Source organism: Methylocystis suflitae, assembly GCF_024448135.1.
In the GTDB taxonomy this organism is placed as follows: domain Bacteria; phylum Pseudomonadota; class Alphaproteobacteria; order Rhizobiales; family Beijerinckiaceae; genus Methylocystis; species Methylocystis suflitae.
This window is the reverse complement of record NZ_JAMRYX010000228.1, coordinates 1-14917: the sequence shown is the minus strand read 5'-3', so window position 1 is coordinate 14917 and position 14917 is coordinate 1. Positions and strand designations below refer to the sequence as shown.

The following is a 14917-nucleotide window of genomic DNA, read 5'->3' as shown; positions in this document are numbered from 1 at the left end:
CTGTCAAGATCAATGTGGGCGCGCGGCCGCACGAGCTTCACCGACGCGACTCTGAGGCGTCCGGCGATCAGCGGCAGAACGTCGACGTCGCCGCGCAGCTCGCTCGATTCGATGAGCAGCGCGCCATTGCGGTCGGCGAAGGCGACGCCTTCGACCGCGATGCTTGGGCGCGGAAAGAGCGAGAAGCTCGTTCGGCCGCGCGCGGCGACATAAAGCCCCGAAGAGCCTTGGAGCTGGTCGGCGACAGCGTCCATGAGAGCGCCGGGAGAGAAAAGCCACGGCGCAACGACGGCGGCGATCGCCGCCAGGGCCGCTCCCGCCGCCAAGGCCGTCGCCAATAGCCGAAGCGCAGCGCCTGAAGGGCGGCGCGCTCTCAGCGATGCGGAGGGCTTGTCGGTTATGGCGGAGGGCTGCAGCCGCGTGCTCCCTGAAGCGAGTCTTGAGACGTCGCTTGTCGCGGCCAAGGGCGGCGATATAGTGGCGAAACGCCGACCCTAGCGCTCTTCGGCGCGCGACAGTTCGCTGCGAAGCGCGGTCAGGATCTCTTCGACGTAGAACGGTTTCTCGACCATGGCGTGCTCAAGATGCGCCTCGGGCAGCCCCGCGCGCCCGCACCCCGTCGTGAAAATGAAGGGACAGCCGCGGGCGGCGAGCGCGTCGGCGACCGGATCGATCTTTTCGTGGCCGATATTGACGTCGAGCAAGGCCAAATCGACTCCGTCCTCGCGGGATAGCCGCACCGCTTCGTCGACGCTGCGCGCCATCCCCGCGATAACTAAGCCGAATTCCGCGAGCGTCTCTTCCAGCGCCAGCGCGATATAGGGATCGTCTTCGACAATCAGCAGCCGTCGCCCGAGCAAAGGATCGCTCGTGCGTTGGGAGTCATCGCTTTGAGCGGCCGAGGACGAAAGGCCGGAGCTGGAAACCGACATGAATAAATGGTGGGGCGGAATGCCGCAGTTGTCTAGCTTGCGGGCGGCTTTTGCAGCGAATTTGCTGCGAACATGGCGAACGCCGCCCAGACGGCGAGAGCGCACCAGCTCAGGATCGTCAGTCCGCCGCCGATCGGCGCGGCGAAAGGAAACAGCTTCCCCGATAAAAACACCCGGGCGCCAAGGTCGCCCGCGAACAGCGTGACCCCGGCCTGGAGCGCCAGCGCGATAGCGGCGAGCCAATTCGCCCTCGGTTTCGGCGTCGAGCGGATAAGCGCCGCGAGGCCGACGCCGGCGGCGGCGTGGATCATGAGAAATTGGCTTGCCGTCGCGAGAAAGGGACTCGCGTCGGCATGGGCCGCGGCGGCGGCGAGAGACACCCCAGCCGCTCCTTGAAGAGCGGCGATAGTCGCGATGGCGAACGACAGTCTCAATGGCGCACTCCGTTTCGCGTCCTCCGCTAGACGACGCTCTCAGCCTTAAAGAGAGTCGCAGGCGTGATCGCCAAATTATAGACCTCGAGCGGGCTCGACCAGCGGTCTCATGGCGGATTGACCCCTTCGTCGTATCGCAGATGGATCGCTGTCGCGCGCGTCTTTGCGCCGAGAGCGAAGTCGCGCACCCGCCGCGAGGCGAGATCGCGCTTTCAAACAGCGCGCCCAAGCAGCGCGCCGAGGTCGCGGTCAGGCCGAAGCGCCAACGACATCAACCGTGTCCAGGCTTTCGTCCATGCGACGGTCAGGAGAAGACCTCCTCTGCATGAAACATGAGATGAGCGTTATCGCGAGCGCACGGCGGCCCCGCTCAGCGGCGACATAAGGCGGCGCTCTCGCAAAGCAGGCCGCGCTTTCCTATATTGCCGCATGAAAGTTTGCGGGAGAGAAGAATGAGCGCAATGGGCGTCGTGATTTGTCTGGCGATCGCCGCCTCCGCCGGCCTTGGCGTGTATCTGCGCATGCGGCAGATGGCGACGGTAGACGCCCATCGCGATCAGGTGCCGGCGGATTTCGCGCAGGAAGTCACGCTCGACGATCATCGCCGCGCCGCCGAATATACGATCGCAAAAACAGAATTTTCTGTCGCGGAAATGATTTTCGACGCCGCAATTTCTATCGCGTGGCTGGCGCTGGGGCTCGCGCCGCTTTATGCGGCGATCGCCGCCTTCGTCGAACCTGGCCTTGTTCGCAGCGTTCTTTTCGTTCTCGTTTTTGGCGTGATCGGCAGTTTGATCGACATGCCCTTCGCCGCGGCGCGCGCCTTCTGGCTCGAAGAAAGGTTCGGATTCAATCGGCTGACGCCGCAAAAGTTTCTCATCGACCAAGCAAAGTCTGGCGCGCTGGAACTCGCCATTTCGACGCCCTTGCTCTTTGGCATGTTCTGGCTTCTGGGCGCCGCTCCCGACACATGGTGGCTCATCGCCTATGTCGCCTTCATCGCCATCGCGATTGCGATGACGGTGCTCTATCCGACGGTCATCGCGCCGCTCTTTAATAAATTTTCGCCGCTTGAAGACGGCGCCATGAAGCAACGTATGGAGGCGCTGCTCGCCAGATGCGGCTTCGAGTCGAAAGGCCTTTTTGTGATGGACGCCTCAACGCGCTCCACGCATGGCAACGCTTATTTCAGCGGCTTCGGCAAAGCCAAGCGCATCGTCTTTTTCGACACGCTGCTCGAGAAACATTCGCCCGACGAGATCGAATCGATTCTCGCGCATGAACTTGGCCACTTCAAATTCGGCCATGTGCGGCAGATGCTGGCGCTGGCGGCCGCGATCGCCTTCATCGGTTTCGCGGTGCTGTGGTGGGCCTTCGGCTCGGATGTCTTCGCCGGCTGGTTCGGCCTGCCGAACGACCCCGGCGTGGTGCTCGTCGCGCTGCTGCTTGCGCGAGAGCCGATCTCGCATGTCCTGTCGCCCTTGCTCGCGTGGCGGTCGCGCCGGGCGGAGTTCGAAGCCGACGCCTTCGCCCGCGATATCGTCGGCAAGGAGCCGATGATCTCGGCCCTGACGCGGCTGACGCGCGACAACCTCGCAACGCTGACGCCCGACCCGCTCTACGCCACCTTCTATTTCTCGCATCCGCCCGTGCCGGTGCGGGTCGCCCAACTGCGCGCCGCGGCGTAGCGGGCGCGGAGCCCGATAGCCGCGACGTCGTCACGGCGGCGATCCTTCACTGTGATCGACGACTGCGATAACGCCGTCCCAGTGAACGACGACTGACTTGTCGGGCGGCGCGATGGCGTTGCGATGCGGTTACCTAGAGCCCAATCGCGCAAAGCGCTTACGGCGACTTCATCGTCAATTTGTCGGTCGATGTCCGACCGATCAGCGCCTGTAAAGACCAGGGCGCGGCGCGCCGAGCTTGCCGGCGGTCTATGCCCATGCGAATGAAAGCATCGCCGTTGGCGGTCGCCGAGGCGGAGCCAAGAGGTCGGAGCGTGAAGGCTTCTCGACGCGAGTTCGCCAAATTGGTCACCGCGAGCGGCATTGCGCTCAGCCTGTCGCGTCTCGCCCTAGCAAATGAACCTGGATTCGCCGCACGCGAGACGCTGCCCGGAAGACAACGCTGGAATCCGGCCGCCACGGGCGCGGGTCGGATTGATGGAGTCGCCAAAGTCACAGGGGCGAAGCTGTACGCGTCCGATTTCCGCGCCGCGGATCTCCCGGGATGGCCGGCGCATACCGCGCACGCCATGCTCATCCGGACGGCGAACGCCATGCACATCTACGAGGGTGTCGATCTCACGCGCTTGAGCGGCGCTTTGAAACCCTCCGTGATAGTCACCGCAGCTGATCTCGCGCGCATCGGCGCTCGCGTTCCTAAATTTTATACCGGCGACCTGTTCTGCCCGGTGGGCAAGACGCCCTTGTATCTCGGTCAGCCGGCGGCTCTGTTGATCTATGAAAGCTTCGACGCTTTCGATCAGGCGCGGCTGGCGTTACGCAATGAAGCGCTCCTGAAATTCGGCGCCGAAACCGGTCCCGTCGTCGAGCGCGATTACGGCGCGTTTCGATTCACGCGCGTCGCCGGCGCGACGCCTGACGCGCCCGACGTTTGCTCGCCGGTCAAGGATGGCTGGGTCAGTCCAGGGTTCTTTCAAGACGGGGGCGGGCCAATATGGGCGCGGCTCCCCGTGCCGACAGGGGCCGCCTACGCCAGTGCGGCGAGCTACGGCGAACAGATCCGCGCCGAACTTGACGCCAACGCTCCAAGCCTTCTCGTTCTCGACCGCGAATTCGAGACCCAATCCGTTGATCCAATGTTTCTCGAGCCGGAATGCGGTCTCGCTTGGTATGACGCCGATCGCAAAAACCTGGAGCTCGTGCTCGGCGTGCAGTCGCCGTACGACGCCGCAACCTCAGTCGCAACTCTGCTGGGCAACGCCCGCGCCAACTTCAAGCCGGCGCATATCAATGCGCATTTCGCTTATATGGGCGGCGGATTTGGCGGGCGCGACCACACGCCGTTCCCGCTTTACGTCGCGCTGGCGGCGATGTTCCTTCGTCGCCCCGTGCGGCTCGCCCAAGATCGCTATCAGCAGTTCCAGGGCGGAATTAAGCGGCATGCATTCAAGATCCACACGCGCATCGGCGTTGATCGAGCGACAGGCAAAATTTCCGCCTTCGCCGCTGACCATGTGCTGGATGGCGGCGGCCTCGCCAATTATTCGGCCAGCGTGGCGGCCGTTTCCGCAAACGCCGCGATAGGCATCTACGACGTTCCAAAAGTCGACGTCACCACCGTCGCGCTGCATTCACGCGGCGTGACGGCAGGGTCGATGCGGGGCTATGGCACGCTGCAGACGATGACGGCGCTGGAAGTGTTGATCGACGAGGCGGCGTCGACGCTGGCGATCGATCCGATCGAATTCCGCCGCCGCAACGCGCTGAGGACCGGCGGTCGGACAATGGCGGGGAACACCTATGACGTCGTGGTTCGCACGCCCGAGATCTTGGACCGACTGGAACAGCATGCGATCTGGCGACACCGCGCCGAAGAGAAGGCGCGTGGACGGCGCGCAGGGAGCGTTGTCGGCACGGGCGTGGCTTGCGTCACCAAGGATTACGGCAGTGGAGCCGACGCTTCATTGTCGTTAGTTGAAGTCGACCCAGAGGGTCGGATCTCCATCCGCTGCGATCACGTCGAGATGGGTAACGGCATAGGGACGGCGCTTGCGAACCGGGTGGCGGCCCATCTCGGCGCCGTCGCCGACGAAGTCGCCGTCGCGGAAGTCGACCGTTTCGGCGCGCTCGGGCTCGTCACCACCGGCGACCCTTACACGATGGACCAGGCGACGCAGGACGCCGCGCAACGCAATCCACGTTGGGTTCCGGCGATCAGTTCGCCAACCAGTTCCTCGATTGGCGCGCACGTCGGGACTCATTCGGCGTCCGAAGCGGCCCGCGTCATCTTCCGGTTCGGCTTGTGGCCAGCGGCGCTCGAATTGTGGGGACTCGCGCCAACCGATCCGAGAGCCGCGAGATGGGAGGCGGCGCGTTGGGAGCAGGGGCGGCTCACGATGCCGGAGTTGAGACCTTTGCCGCTATCGGAGATCGCCGCAAGGGCCCATGCGCGCAAAGGCGTGACCGCGGCGATGGCGCACAGCTTCTCTCGGTGGGCGTGGTCGAAAGCGACCTTTGCGATCGGCGGACAAGCGTGGACGGCGGAAATCGATGCGCTGGCGGTGCGAAAAGGCTCAGGAAAATTCGTTCGCTTAGATCGCGCCGACGTAAAATACCCGCCCACCGTATTCAACCGGATCGGGACCTCCTACACATCGCTGTGCGGCGCGCTGGTCCGTGTCGAAATTGAGCGCGCCACCGGCGCCTTGCGCATCGACAGGGCATATACTGTCCTCGAATGCGGTCGCGCGCTGACGCCCGAAATCGTTCTTGGCCAGGCGCAGGGCGGTTTCGCGATGGGCGTCGGCTACGCGCTGCTCGAATCGCTGCCGCTTTATGAAGACGGACCCGGCAATGGGCAGTGGAATCTTGGGCAATACCTGATTGCGCGCGGGTCGGACCTGCCTTTGCAGGGACTCGAGATCGAAGTGTTGCCCCCGCTGCCGAACGATCCGCCAAAGGGCATGGCTGAGGTCGTCATGATTCCCATCGTTCCCGCGCTGTTGAATGCGATCTTCGACGCGACCGGGCGGCGCTTCCAGGCCTTGCCGGTGACTCAACAAATGCTCAAGGGAGCGCTCACGTGACGACTGTGCGCATGAGGATCAATGGGCGCGCATACGGCCCGGTGACGGTGCGCGACGAGCTGACCATGAATGATTTTTTGCGCGAGCGCCTCGGACTCACCGGCACCAAATTTGGCTGCGGCGCCGGGCAGTGCCTCAGTTGCGCAGTGATCATCGACGATCCGGACGGGACGAGCCACACCAGTCCAACCTGCATCGTTCCGGCGGCGAGCTTCAATGGGAAATCCATTCGGACCGTGGAAGGCCATGCGACGAACGGCGAGCTCACTGCGCTGCAAAGATCGTTCATTGATCATTTCGCGTTCCAATGCGGTTATTGCACAGCCGGCTTCTTGAACGAGGGACAGGTCCTGCTCGAGCGTCTGGCGAAGACGCCGGTGGCGCGCGCCGATCTCGAGAAAACGATCGCTGACGCGTTTGACGGCCATCTGTGCCGGTGCACGGGCTACATCAAGTATCACGAGGCGGTGCGCGACGTCATTCTCGCCGATCCGGGACGATATCTGACGTAGCGAAAACGGCGTTTCGCAGGAGTGCGGCGCAGGAGGGGGACCGAAGATGAAATTTGCGGTTCTCGCAGCGGCCGTGGGGCTGATGACATGCGCGATGTCCGACAGCCGATCGGCGACGCTCGCTACGCCAGAAACATTCGCCGGCATCGGCGACGCCGCGACGCGGTCCGCGGCTTTGTTTACCGAACTCGGCAAAGTCCTGACCAGTCCACGCTGCGTCAATTGCCATCCCGCCGGCGATCGTCCGCATCAGGGTGAACTGGGCCGGATTCACCAGCCGCCAGTGGAACGAGGACCCGATGGCCGTGGCCTCCCGGCGATGCGCTGTCCGATCTGCCATCAGGACGCCAATTTCGAGCCCGGCCGCGTTCCCGGTCATCACGAATGGCGTCTCGCGCCGCGCGTGATGGGCTGGGAAGGCAAAACGCTCGGTGAGATCTGTGCGCAGATCAAAGATCAGGCGCGCAATGGCGGCCGTTCTCTGGATGCGCTTGCGCGTCACATTGGCGAGGACACGCTCGTAGGTTGGGCTTGGTCGCCAGGATTTGGCCGCCAGCCCGCGCCGGGAACGCAGAAGGAGGCGGGGGCGCTCGTCGAGGCTTGGATCAACACCGGGGCAGTGTGCCCGAAATAGTGGAGGATAAGCGAACCCTGCGCGCCTTCCGGTGAGGCGATCACACGACACACCGCATCAATTATCGACACAGTTGGCCGTCCACGCCGCGCCTATGCTGTCCTCATCGAACTGGAGAGTCTCATGATGCCCACCACGCTCACGACGAGCGGACTCCGCAAGCTGCTGTCGTCGGTTGTCGTCTTTGGATTATCGGCTTCGTCCGCGTGCGCGACGGAGTTGCCAAGCTACTTCACAGGACTTGTCGGCGTCGAGACAGCCAGCCCCGCCGACATCGCCAACAAAAATCTACTGCAGCTGAATACGACGATGTTCCAGCTGTACGGCGACGCCGCACAGATCTTCAAGAAAAACATCCTCGCCAAGCATCCGGTCATTCTCGGACTGTTTTCCGGCGCCGGCGGGCGATTTATCCTTTATCGCCCAGGCATGGCGCCGATTGAGGCGCCGCAGGCGCCGATCGTCTATCAGTTGCTGAAATCGGTTGGCCACAGCACCATGGCGTTAGCCGAAGTCGTCGTTCCGTATCTGAACAGTCCCAAGGACACGACATGGCGCGCCGCATTGGCGGCGTATAGGAGCCGCATGCAATCTGCGCTCGACACGCTTGACGCGAGCGGAATGCAAAAAGACTGGCGAACAAACAATCGAAGCATTCTGCGAAACAATATCGCGTTCATGGACGAGTGCCTGAAAAACAATGCGATCTCAGCGGAAGGCCTGCAAAAATTCGCCAAGACGCAGTCGCCGCTGCTGAAGAAAAACATCGCCTGGGCGGCGCAAACCCAGGTCGCGCATTGGATGGATGTCGTCGGCGGCTGGAAAGAGATGCTTGGCGCCGACTGGGACAAAACCTATGCGGCCAGCAACACGATCTACGTGGCCCGGCAGAACAACGTCCTGTTCAGCGTGCTGGCGCAGTTCTTCGGCCCTGAGGCCATCAATGATCGCTTGATGCTGATCGAGACAATATCATTCACCACGACGCCCGACGACATGCTGGACTCGCTGACGCGCATCATCGCCGACCGATCCGTTGGCGCCGCCTTTTTCGGCGACTACCATCTCATGGATTTCGAATTGATGGGCGGAGACGCGCGGCAGGCGATCATCGACGAAGACGCGAAGCGCAAGATGAATGTGGTCCTGCCGCCGCAAGTGCCGTTCGGCTCGCGTCAATGGCCGACGCTGATCACGCCCGGGCCCGGCGCGAAGAGCTTGAGCGATCTTCCGTGAATCTGAACCCCGCAGCCGCGATCACGGCGCGAAATATTCCTGAGTTTGGCCTTATCGTCGGAGTTGCGCTCCCTTTTGCCGCTCTGCTTCCCCTCGAGAGCGGTACGCAGGCGGCGACACGCGCCGGAGGTCGGCCCAATTTAGTAGCAGCGATCGACGATTTGAACGGTGGTCGGCCTTCCGGGGTAGCGGCAAACCAGTCTTTTTGCCCCAGCAGAATAGGGGAGGCAGCGGCAAAAGGCTGCTCTGCCGGCGATTGAATTCTGGCGCGTGTGCGGGCTGTACCGCTGCGAGGGATCGTACTGACGGTAGGGCCCATATTGCACTGGCGTCAGAAGGGGCCGCATGATTTCTAAAACCGAGAAGGGGGCCGCTTCGGTGGCGCTCGTGAAAGCCAAGAAGCTCGCGCCTGATAGCGCGGTTGCAATCGCGAGTGCAAAGAGAGGCTTCATCCCACCCTCCACGTGAAACGTCATTCAGGCGCAGATGTACGGAGATAGCGCCCGAGTGGAGTCGAGCAAGCGAGCGCGCAGTTGAATCGCGCGGCTGTTGAGCGCGAATCCTTCCTGCAACTTGTCCGGCGACGTCCGCAAGAGCGCGCGTGCGCGGTCGCACGGACAGCGCCAGATCTCACCCATATGCCTAGGCTGTTGTTTTCATCAAATGGAGATTGGTCATGTTCAGGTTTGAAGCAAGGCCCGATACTGTCTTTCTAGATCCCAATAATGGCGTTATCAGCGACACGACAACTATCGTATATGATTTCAACGACCGGCCTTTGGTAATGTTTCAACGTTACATCGGGACCAGCGCTGATCCAGGAATTCCGCAGAGCTGGAAAAAGGTCGACCTCGTAGCTAAGAGCCGAGCGCGCACCGCCAAACAGGCTCAAATTGCCGAACAGAGCGGCTCATTCGAGTCAGACCCAATCATTGCGGGCCAGCTCCTTCAATATGCTGTCGCAGAAGAGTTTGCGCCGGTCGCCCTGTCAGATCACGGTCGAGGAAGCCAGCCAGCAATCATCACCATCGCCGGTCTTCTCAGGGACAGCGGCAATCAGGACTGGATTACCGATCAGGGCTCGCTGGTTGGCGGGACCTTCTTCCTACGCAAAATTGCGACTGGATCTGAACGCACCTTCCTCAAATTGCAGGTCGGGCTAAATAAGCCGGAATACGAAGCCTATGGGGTTCCGTTTTTCGATAAGCCGGTGGCGACGTTGGCCAATCCGTTTGCAGCTTTTCACGATGTTGAGGCCGTGCCGCTGGCGCCCGGCAACTCATACTTCGCAGTGGTTCGCCTCAGCGACGCCAAGGGGCGGTGGCAGGTGTTGCCGATCGAGCAATTCACGACCCTTCAACGCAAGGTGAGCCTTGAATTTCCCAAATTGCATGTCCAAAACGACGGCGATCCCATGAACTCAAGCCAGGCCGAATTCAACATCGCCGTGAAAGAAGATGATAGCGATGTGGCGCGTTTCAAATACAATAATGAAGACGTTGACGACACCAAGCCTGATAAAAGAAATTTTGACCTTCCTGCTGAATTTCATTGTGTGATCGGACCCAAGCGAGTGCCCCCGCGCGGTTTGCCGGTCACAATCGAAGTCTGGGGAACCGAATTCGACGGCTTTTTGGAGTCCGATGAAAAGGCCTGGAACGCGGACAGTAATATCAAATTCCCGGTTGGCTTTGCTCGGGAGAAGGTCAGCGATGAAACGCAAGTTCTGGGGGCCTCTCCGGCTCCCGGCGACAATTTCGCATTCACTGTGACGATGAAGTTCTCGGTGGAATACATTTAATCAGCCGCAGTGGCGACACTCACATTCAGGGCCGTCAGAACCTAGCGAAAGGTCCGACGGCTCTTCTCTGACAAGTGAGGCGTTGTCGGCGTGGCGCCAGATTCCGCGGCTGTCCTGATCAAGTCGGCGAGGCGCGGGAGCTCTTCCCAGGATAAATGCTGCGTAAAGCGGGCCGCACATGCCTTCGGCTTTCACTGCGGCAGCGCATTGTAGCCGTCTTTAAAGCCATCGAGAGCGAATATATGGCGAAGTCCCTCGCCGGGATTAACGTAAATTGTCATCAGCAAATTTTTGCCGTTGAGCATCTTGCTCATCAGGTCGTTGCTGATAGGGCCTTGCGCAGCACAGGCAATTTGAGTGCATCTGAAGAATGGCAGCTTGGGGAATTCAACCTCGTCGACTTTGATCCCCACGCCCTCCAGCAAGAAAGTTCCCAGCGGCGCGAAAATTTGGATCACGCCATTGGGCGTGTCGGCCGCTTTTTTGACAGCCACCATTAAGCCGACATTCGGCTGTTCCTCCGACGCCGCCTTTTGGACCAACGCGCATAGCTTGACGTTATTTGTGGACGGCGAGCACTGCATTTCCCAAGCGCCAAATTTTTTTGTTTCAGGCTGCTGCGCTCGCGCCGCGCCCGTTAAAAAGTGAGCGAACGCCAGACAGGCGAGAACGCTAACCAATGACCTTCTGTTGCATTGCATTCGAGTGCCTTGAATTCTCATGTCCGACGCGCCCGCCTTAGCCTCGCACGAATAAAGGCTCGCCCGATACGGCGGCCAGTCTGGCGCGACCGGCCCCTTCCTGGCGCCGCATTCCCGGCAGACGTAGCGGCGCGTCCTCGGCAGATCGATGAAGATGAGGCCCTTGGATGCCCCTCAGCGCATAATCCGCGATCGTCGGAGGGCGAGGGTGCATTTTCGATCTTCTGTTCGACCAAAACGATAGGCCAGGGAATTGGGTTGGACGGCGCTGTCGCTGGCGTCCAGCGACGCTTATCGGGAAATGTTGGGCGCGCGCGCCAGTCGCCGGCAAGCTTCAGTCGTAAGATATTGGATTTATTGGCGCGCCCAAGGGGATTCGAACCCCTGTTTTCGCCGTGAAAGGGCGACGTCCTAGGCCTCTAGACGATGGGCGCGGCTGCGCGGCCGCATTGCGGCGGCGCGAGGGCGTGTATAGAGGCGCGGGCGGCGCAAGACAAGGCCGACCGCGGCGCCAGATCGCCGCGCTTGGCCGCGTTTGCGCCCCTTCGGGCGAGGCCCTAAAGCATCGCAGCAATGCTCACGATCAACGATCTCGTCTACCGGCTCGGCGGCCGGCTGCTGTTCGACCACGCCGGGGTGTTCCTCCCGGGACGCTCCCGCGCGGGCTTCGTCGGCCGTAACGGCGCCGGCAAGACCACGCTGTTCCGGCTGATCAGCGGCGAAATCGCCCCCGAAAGCGGCGCGATCTCGATTCCCGCCCGCACAAGGCTTGGGCGCGTCGAGCAGGAGGCGCCGGGCGGTCCGACGGCGCTGATCGACTTCGTGCTGGCGGCCGACCTTGAGCGCGCCGACCTGCTGGCGCGGGCCGAGGCCGCCCATGATGCGCACGACATCGCCGACATTCAGACGCGGCTCGCCGACATCGACGCCCATTCGGCGCCCGCCCGCGCCGCCGCGATTCTGCACGGGCTGGGCTTCGACGCCGCGGCGCAGCGTCGGCCGCTGTCGGAATTCTCCGGAGGCTGGCGCATGCGCGTCGCGCTTGCGGCGGTGCTGTTCGCGCAGCCCGACCTGCTGCTCCTCGACGAGCCGACCAATTATCTCGATCTCGAAGGCACGTTGTGGCTCGTCGATTATCTGTCGCGCTATCCGGCGAGCGTCGTCGTCATCAGCCATGACCGCGATCTGCTCGACGACGTGGCCACTCATATTCTGCATCTCGAGCGGGGAAAGCTGACGCTCTATAAGGGCGACTACTCCTCCTTCGAAAAGCAGCGGCGGGAGGCGCAGCTCCTCGCCGTCAAGGGCGCCAAGAAGCAGGAAGAGCAGCGCAAACATCTGCAGGCCTTCGTCGATCGCTTCCGCTCCAAGGCGACGAAGGCGCGTCAGGCGCAGTCGCGCCTCAAACTTCTCGCCAAAATGGAGCCAATCGCGGCGATCGTCGACGATTCGGTCCTGCCGATTCATTTGCCCTCGCCCGAGAAGCCGCTGTCGCCGCCGATCATCGCGCTGGAGAAAGCGGCGGTCGGCTATGGCGATCGGGTCGTTCTGTCGCGGCTCACGCTGTCGATCTCAAACGACGATCGCATCGGCCTGCTCGGCGCCAATGGCAATGGCAAGTCGACCTTCGCCAAATTGCTCGGCGGGCGGCTGGCGGCCTGCGCCGGCGAGATGGTGCGCGCGCCAAAGCTCGAGGCGGGATTTTTCGCGCAGCATCAGGTCGACGAACTGAGCGAGAGCGAGACGCCCTACGCCGTCTTCGCGCGGCTGATGCCGGGCGCTCCCGAGGCGCGCATTCGCGCCCGCGCGGCGCAGACCGGATTTTCCGGGGCGCGCGCCGAAACCCTTATCGCCAAGCTATCGGGAGGCGAGAAGGCGCGGCTGCTGCTCGGCGTCGCCACCTTCAACGCGCCGCATCTTTTGATCCTCGACGAGCCGACGAACCATCTCGACATCGACAGTCGCGCCGCGCTGATCGAGGCGATCAATGATTATGAAGGCGCCGTCGTTCTGGTCTCGCATGACCGCTATCTGCTCGAGGCCTGCGCCGATCGCCTGTGGCTGGTCGACGACGGAACCGTGCGCGCGTTTGACGGCGACATGGACGACTATGCGCGGCTGGTGCTCTCAAAATCGCGCGACGATGAGCCCAAGCGCGCGCTCGCGACGCCGGCGCAAGAGGCGGCAAAGCAAGAGGCGGCAAAGCAGCAGGCGCCAAGGCGCCGCGACGCCGGGCAGGCGCGGCGCAAGCTCGCCGCCGCCGAGGAGCGCGTCGAGAAATTTGCGCAGCTTCTCGCCCGCGTCGACGAGGCGCTCGCCGCGCCCGACGCCTTCGCGCGCAATCCGCAGGAGGCGGCGCGATTGGCGTCGCAGCGCGAGGAGCTCGCACAGGCGCTCGCCGCCGCTGAGGAACAGTGGCTGGAACTCGCCGCGGAGGCGGAAGTTTAACTGATATGGCGAGAGCCTACTCACCGGTTTTGGTTTTTTTTACCGTGAGGTCTGACGGCTTCAGTGAGAGAAACTTGTCCGGCGTTTTCCATGTGTCTGGCAGATGCTTATTCGCCCATTTGCAAACGGCTTGCAGCACAGGCAGCAATTCGGCTCCCTTCTGCGTCACCGCATAGTCGTACCGGATTGGATGTTTTTGATAAGCGCTTTTCTCGATAAGGCCGAATTCCTCCAATCGTAAGAGTCGATCTGTCAGCACGTTGGTCGGGATGCGTTCAGGGGATTGAGAAAAATCTCCAAACCGCGTTTTCCCCATTGCAAGATCGCGCATGATGACAAGCGTCCATCGGTCGCCAAAAATATCGAGAGAGGTGGCTATCGGGCATCCCGACCTGAGTTTTTTCAAGGCGCGCATCGTTGGCTGATAGTGACTTGCGAATCACAAGTCACTCATCTAATCTGGTGCGGCATGAACGCACAATCGAGGAGGAAATCCAATGCCGGAAGCCTTCCAAGGCCGCTGTCTTTGCGGCGCTGTCCATTATGAATGCAACGCCGATCCGCTCATGTCCGGTCATTGCCAGTGCGCTGATTGCCGCAAGAGCAGCGGGACGGGTCATAGCTCGCATCTCGCCGTTCCTCGCGCCTTTGTGACAATGTCAGGGGAGGTGACCGTCTACGACAAACCGGCTGACAGCGGGCATATGGTCTCGCGCGCTTTCTGCCCTCGCTGCGGCGCACCGATATATTCGCTAAACGACGCAATGCCCGATTTGATCTTCCTCAGGGCGTCGAGCCTCGACGACCTCGAAGTGTTCAAACCTCAAATGATCGTTTACGCGAGCCGCGGCGCTTCTTGGGATATCTCCGATACAAATTTGCCGCGCTTCGAAACAATGCCGCCCATGATGAAGGGTTAGGCGCGAATGGCGTCCGACCCCGCTCTTGTTGAACGACTACGAGCTGTTCTCGCGCACCACCGGCATGTCGAAGCGCGCCGCATGTTTGGCGGCGTTTGCTTCACTCTGAACGGCAACATGTGCGTCGGCGTCCACAACAGGAATCTCATTCTTCGTGTCGGCGAAACGCGAGCTAAGGAGTTACTGACCCGCGAAGGCGTCAAGCCCATGGATTTGACGGGCAAGGTTATGAAGGGATGGGCTACGATACTCCCCGAAGCCATTCGGACCGATGCCCAGCTTTCCAGCTACGCGCAATTCGCGGTCGATTTTGTTGAGACGCTGCCGCCAAAATAGTTCGTCCCAACCAGCCAAAAATGCCGAGTTTTCTATTCAGCCCCGCCCACGATGGACGCGACGCAGCGACTCCGGCAAAAATATTTCTGCGTCGTTCCGGCCTGCGCCGCGTCTTCAATTTCAGGATGCTGCCGGCGGCGGCGACCTGCTCGATGACTTCGCGCTCCGTGACGCGAAGCTCGTCGCGCA

13 protein-coding genes, 1 tRNA gene and 1 pseudogene are annotated in these 14917 nt (G+C 61.9%); 9 read left to right on the top strand and 6 right to left on the bottom strand.

Features of this window, described 5'->3' with window-relative positions:
• The 3 genes and pseudogenes from NEI07_RS17275 to NEI07_RS17265 form a co-directional block, all read right to left on the bottom strand.
• Positions 1-326: pseudogene (locus NEI07_RS17275) on the bottom strand (AsmA family protein); the annotation flags it as partial.
• A gap of 168 nt (positions 327-494) precedes the next feature.
• Positions 495-860 carry a response regulator gene (locus tag NEI07_RS17270; RefSeq protein ID WP_232365934.1) on the bottom strand — a complete coding sequence of 122 codons (366 nt, stop codon included), beginning with the start codon at positions 858-860 and terminating at the stop codon, positions 495-497.
• A gap of 104 nt (positions 861-964) precedes the next feature.
• On the bottom strand, positions 965-1366 hold the full coding sequence (locus NEI07_RS17265; RefSeq protein ID WP_256036286.1) for a DUF423 domain-containing protein: 402 nt from the start codon (positions 1364-1366) through the stop codon (positions 965-967).
• A gap of 452 nt (positions 1367-1818) precedes the next feature.
• On the opposite strand from NEI07_RS17265, the gene NEI07_RS17260 reads away from it, so the two are divergent.
• From NEI07_RS17260 to NEI07_RS17235, 6 genes are all read left to right on the top strand, one after another.
• A complete protein-coding gene (locus NEI07_RS17260; RefSeq protein WP_256036284.1) occupies positions 1819-3054 on the top strand; it encodes a M48 family metallopeptidase in 1236 nt (411 codons plus the stop codon).
• Between the two features lie 263 nt (positions 3055-3317).
• A complete protein-coding gene (locus NEI07_RS17255; protein WP_256036288.1) occupies positions 3318-6140 on the top strand; it encodes a xanthine dehydrogenase family protein molybdopterin-binding subunit in 2823 nt (940 codons plus the stop codon).
• Between the two features lie 11 nt (positions 6141-6151).
• Positions 6152-6652, top strand: a complete 501-nt coding sequence (locus NEI07_RS17250; protein ID WP_305123900.1) for a (2Fe-2S)-binding protein — start codon at positions 6152-6154, stop codon at positions 6650-6652.
• Positions 6653-6698: 46 nt separating this feature from the next.
• Positions 6699-7286 carry an Isoquinoline 1-oxidoreductase subunit gene (locus NEI07_RS17245; protein WP_256036281.1) on the top strand — a complete coding sequence of 196 codons (588 nt, stop codon included), beginning with the start codon at positions 6699-6701 and terminating at the stop codon, positions 7284-7286.
• A 123-nt stretch (positions 7287-7409) separates the two neighbouring features.
• Positions 7410-8522 (top strand): hypothetical protein, encoded by a 1113-nt coding sequence (locus NEI07_RS17240; protein ID WP_256036279.1) that lies wholly within the window; start codon positions 7410-7412, stop codon positions 8520-8522.
• A 676-nt stretch (positions 8523-9198) separates the two neighbouring features.
• Entirely contained in the window at positions 9199-10323 is a 1125-nt protein-coding gene (locus tag NEI07_RS17235) for a hypothetical protein (RefSeq protein ID WP_256036276.1), read from the top strand.
• A 191-nt stretch (positions 10324-10514) separates the two neighbouring features.
• Here NEI07_RS17235 and NEI07_RS17230 read toward each other — a convergent pair whose 3' ends face one another.
• Together NEI07_RS17230 and NEI07_RS17225 are read right to left on the bottom strand one after the other, a co-directional pair.
• Positions 10515-11003 (bottom strand): invasion associated locus B family protein, encoded by a 489-nt coding sequence (locus NEI07_RS17230; RefSeq protein ID WP_256036274.1) that lies wholly within the window; start codon positions 11001-11003, stop codon positions 10515-10517.
• A 379-nt stretch (positions 11004-11382) separates the two neighbouring features.
• A tRNA-Glu gene (locus tag NEI07_RS17225) sits at positions 11383-11458 on the bottom strand.
• A gap of 139 nt (positions 11459-11597) precedes the next feature.
• Here NEI07_RS17225 and NEI07_RS17220 point away from each other — a divergent pair.
• Positions 11598-13472 (top strand): ABC-F family ATP-binding cassette domain-containing protein, encoded by a 1875-nt coding sequence (locus NEI07_RS17220; protein WP_256036272.1) that lies wholly within the window; start codon positions 11598-11600, stop codon positions 13470-13472.
• A 16-nt stretch (positions 13473-13488) separates the two neighbouring features.
• Here NEI07_RS17220 and NEI07_RS17215 read toward each other — a convergent pair whose 3' ends face one another.
• Complete coding sequence (locus NEI07_RS17215; RefSeq protein ID WP_256036271.1) at positions 13489-13887, bottom strand: winged helix-turn-helix transcriptional regulator; 399 nt, start codon at positions 13885-13887, stop codon at positions 13489-13491.
• Between the two features lie 82 nt (positions 13888-13969).
• On the opposite strand from NEI07_RS17215, the gene NEI07_RS17210 reads away from it, so the two are divergent.
• Entirely contained in the window at positions 13970-14392 is a 423-nt protein-coding gene (locus NEI07_RS17210; RefSeq protein ID WP_256036270.1) for a GFA family protein, read from the top strand.
• Between the two features lie 6 nt (positions 14393-14398).
• A complete protein-coding gene (locus NEI07_RS17205) occupies positions 14399-14728 on the top strand; it encodes a TfoX/Sxy family protein (protein ID WP_256036269.1) in 330 nt (109 codons plus the stop codon).
• Positions 14729-14917 lie beyond the last annotated feature (189 nt).

Coding starts and splice junctions, on each gene's coding strand:
- NEI07_RS17260 (WP_256036284.1), top strand. CDS start 1,819: ATGAGCGCAATGGGCGTCGTGATTTGTCTGGCGATCGCCGCCTCCGCC.
- NEI07_RS17235 (WP_256036276.1), top strand. CDS start 9,199: ATGTTCAGGTTTGAAGCAAGGCCCGATACTGTCTTTCTAGATCCCAAT.
- NEI07_RS17210 (WP_256036270.1), top strand. CDS start 13,970: ATGCCGGAAGCCTTCCAAGGCCGCTGTCTTTGCGGCGCTGTCCATTAT.
- NEI07_RS17245 (WP_256036281.1), top strand. CDS start 6,699: ATGAAATTTGCGGTTCTCGCAGCGGCCGTGGGGCTGATGACATGCGCG.
- NEI07_RS17215 (WP_256036271.1), bottom strand. CDS start 13,887: ATGCGCGCCTTGAAAAAACTCAGGTCGGGATGCCCGATAGCCACCTCT.
- NEI07_RS17255 (WP_256036288.1), top strand. CDS start 3,318: ATGAAAGCATCGCCGTTGGCGGTCGCCGAGGCGGAGCCAAGAGGTCGG.
- NEI07_RS17205 (WP_256036269.1), top strand. CDS start 14,399: ATGGCGTCCGACCCCGCTCTTGTTGAACGACTACGAGCTGTTCTCGCG.
- NEI07_RS17250 (WP_305123900.1), top strand. CDS start 6,152: ATGAGGATCAATGGGCGCGCATACGGCCCGGTGACGGTGCGCGACGAG.
- NEI07_RS17220 (WP_256036272.1), top strand. CDS start 11,598: ATGCTCACGATCAACGATCTCGTCTACCGGCTCGGCGGCCGGCTGCTG.
- NEI07_RS17240 (WP_256036279.1), top strand. CDS start 7,410: ATGATGCCCACCACGCTCACGACGAGCGGACTCCGCAAGCTGCTGTCG.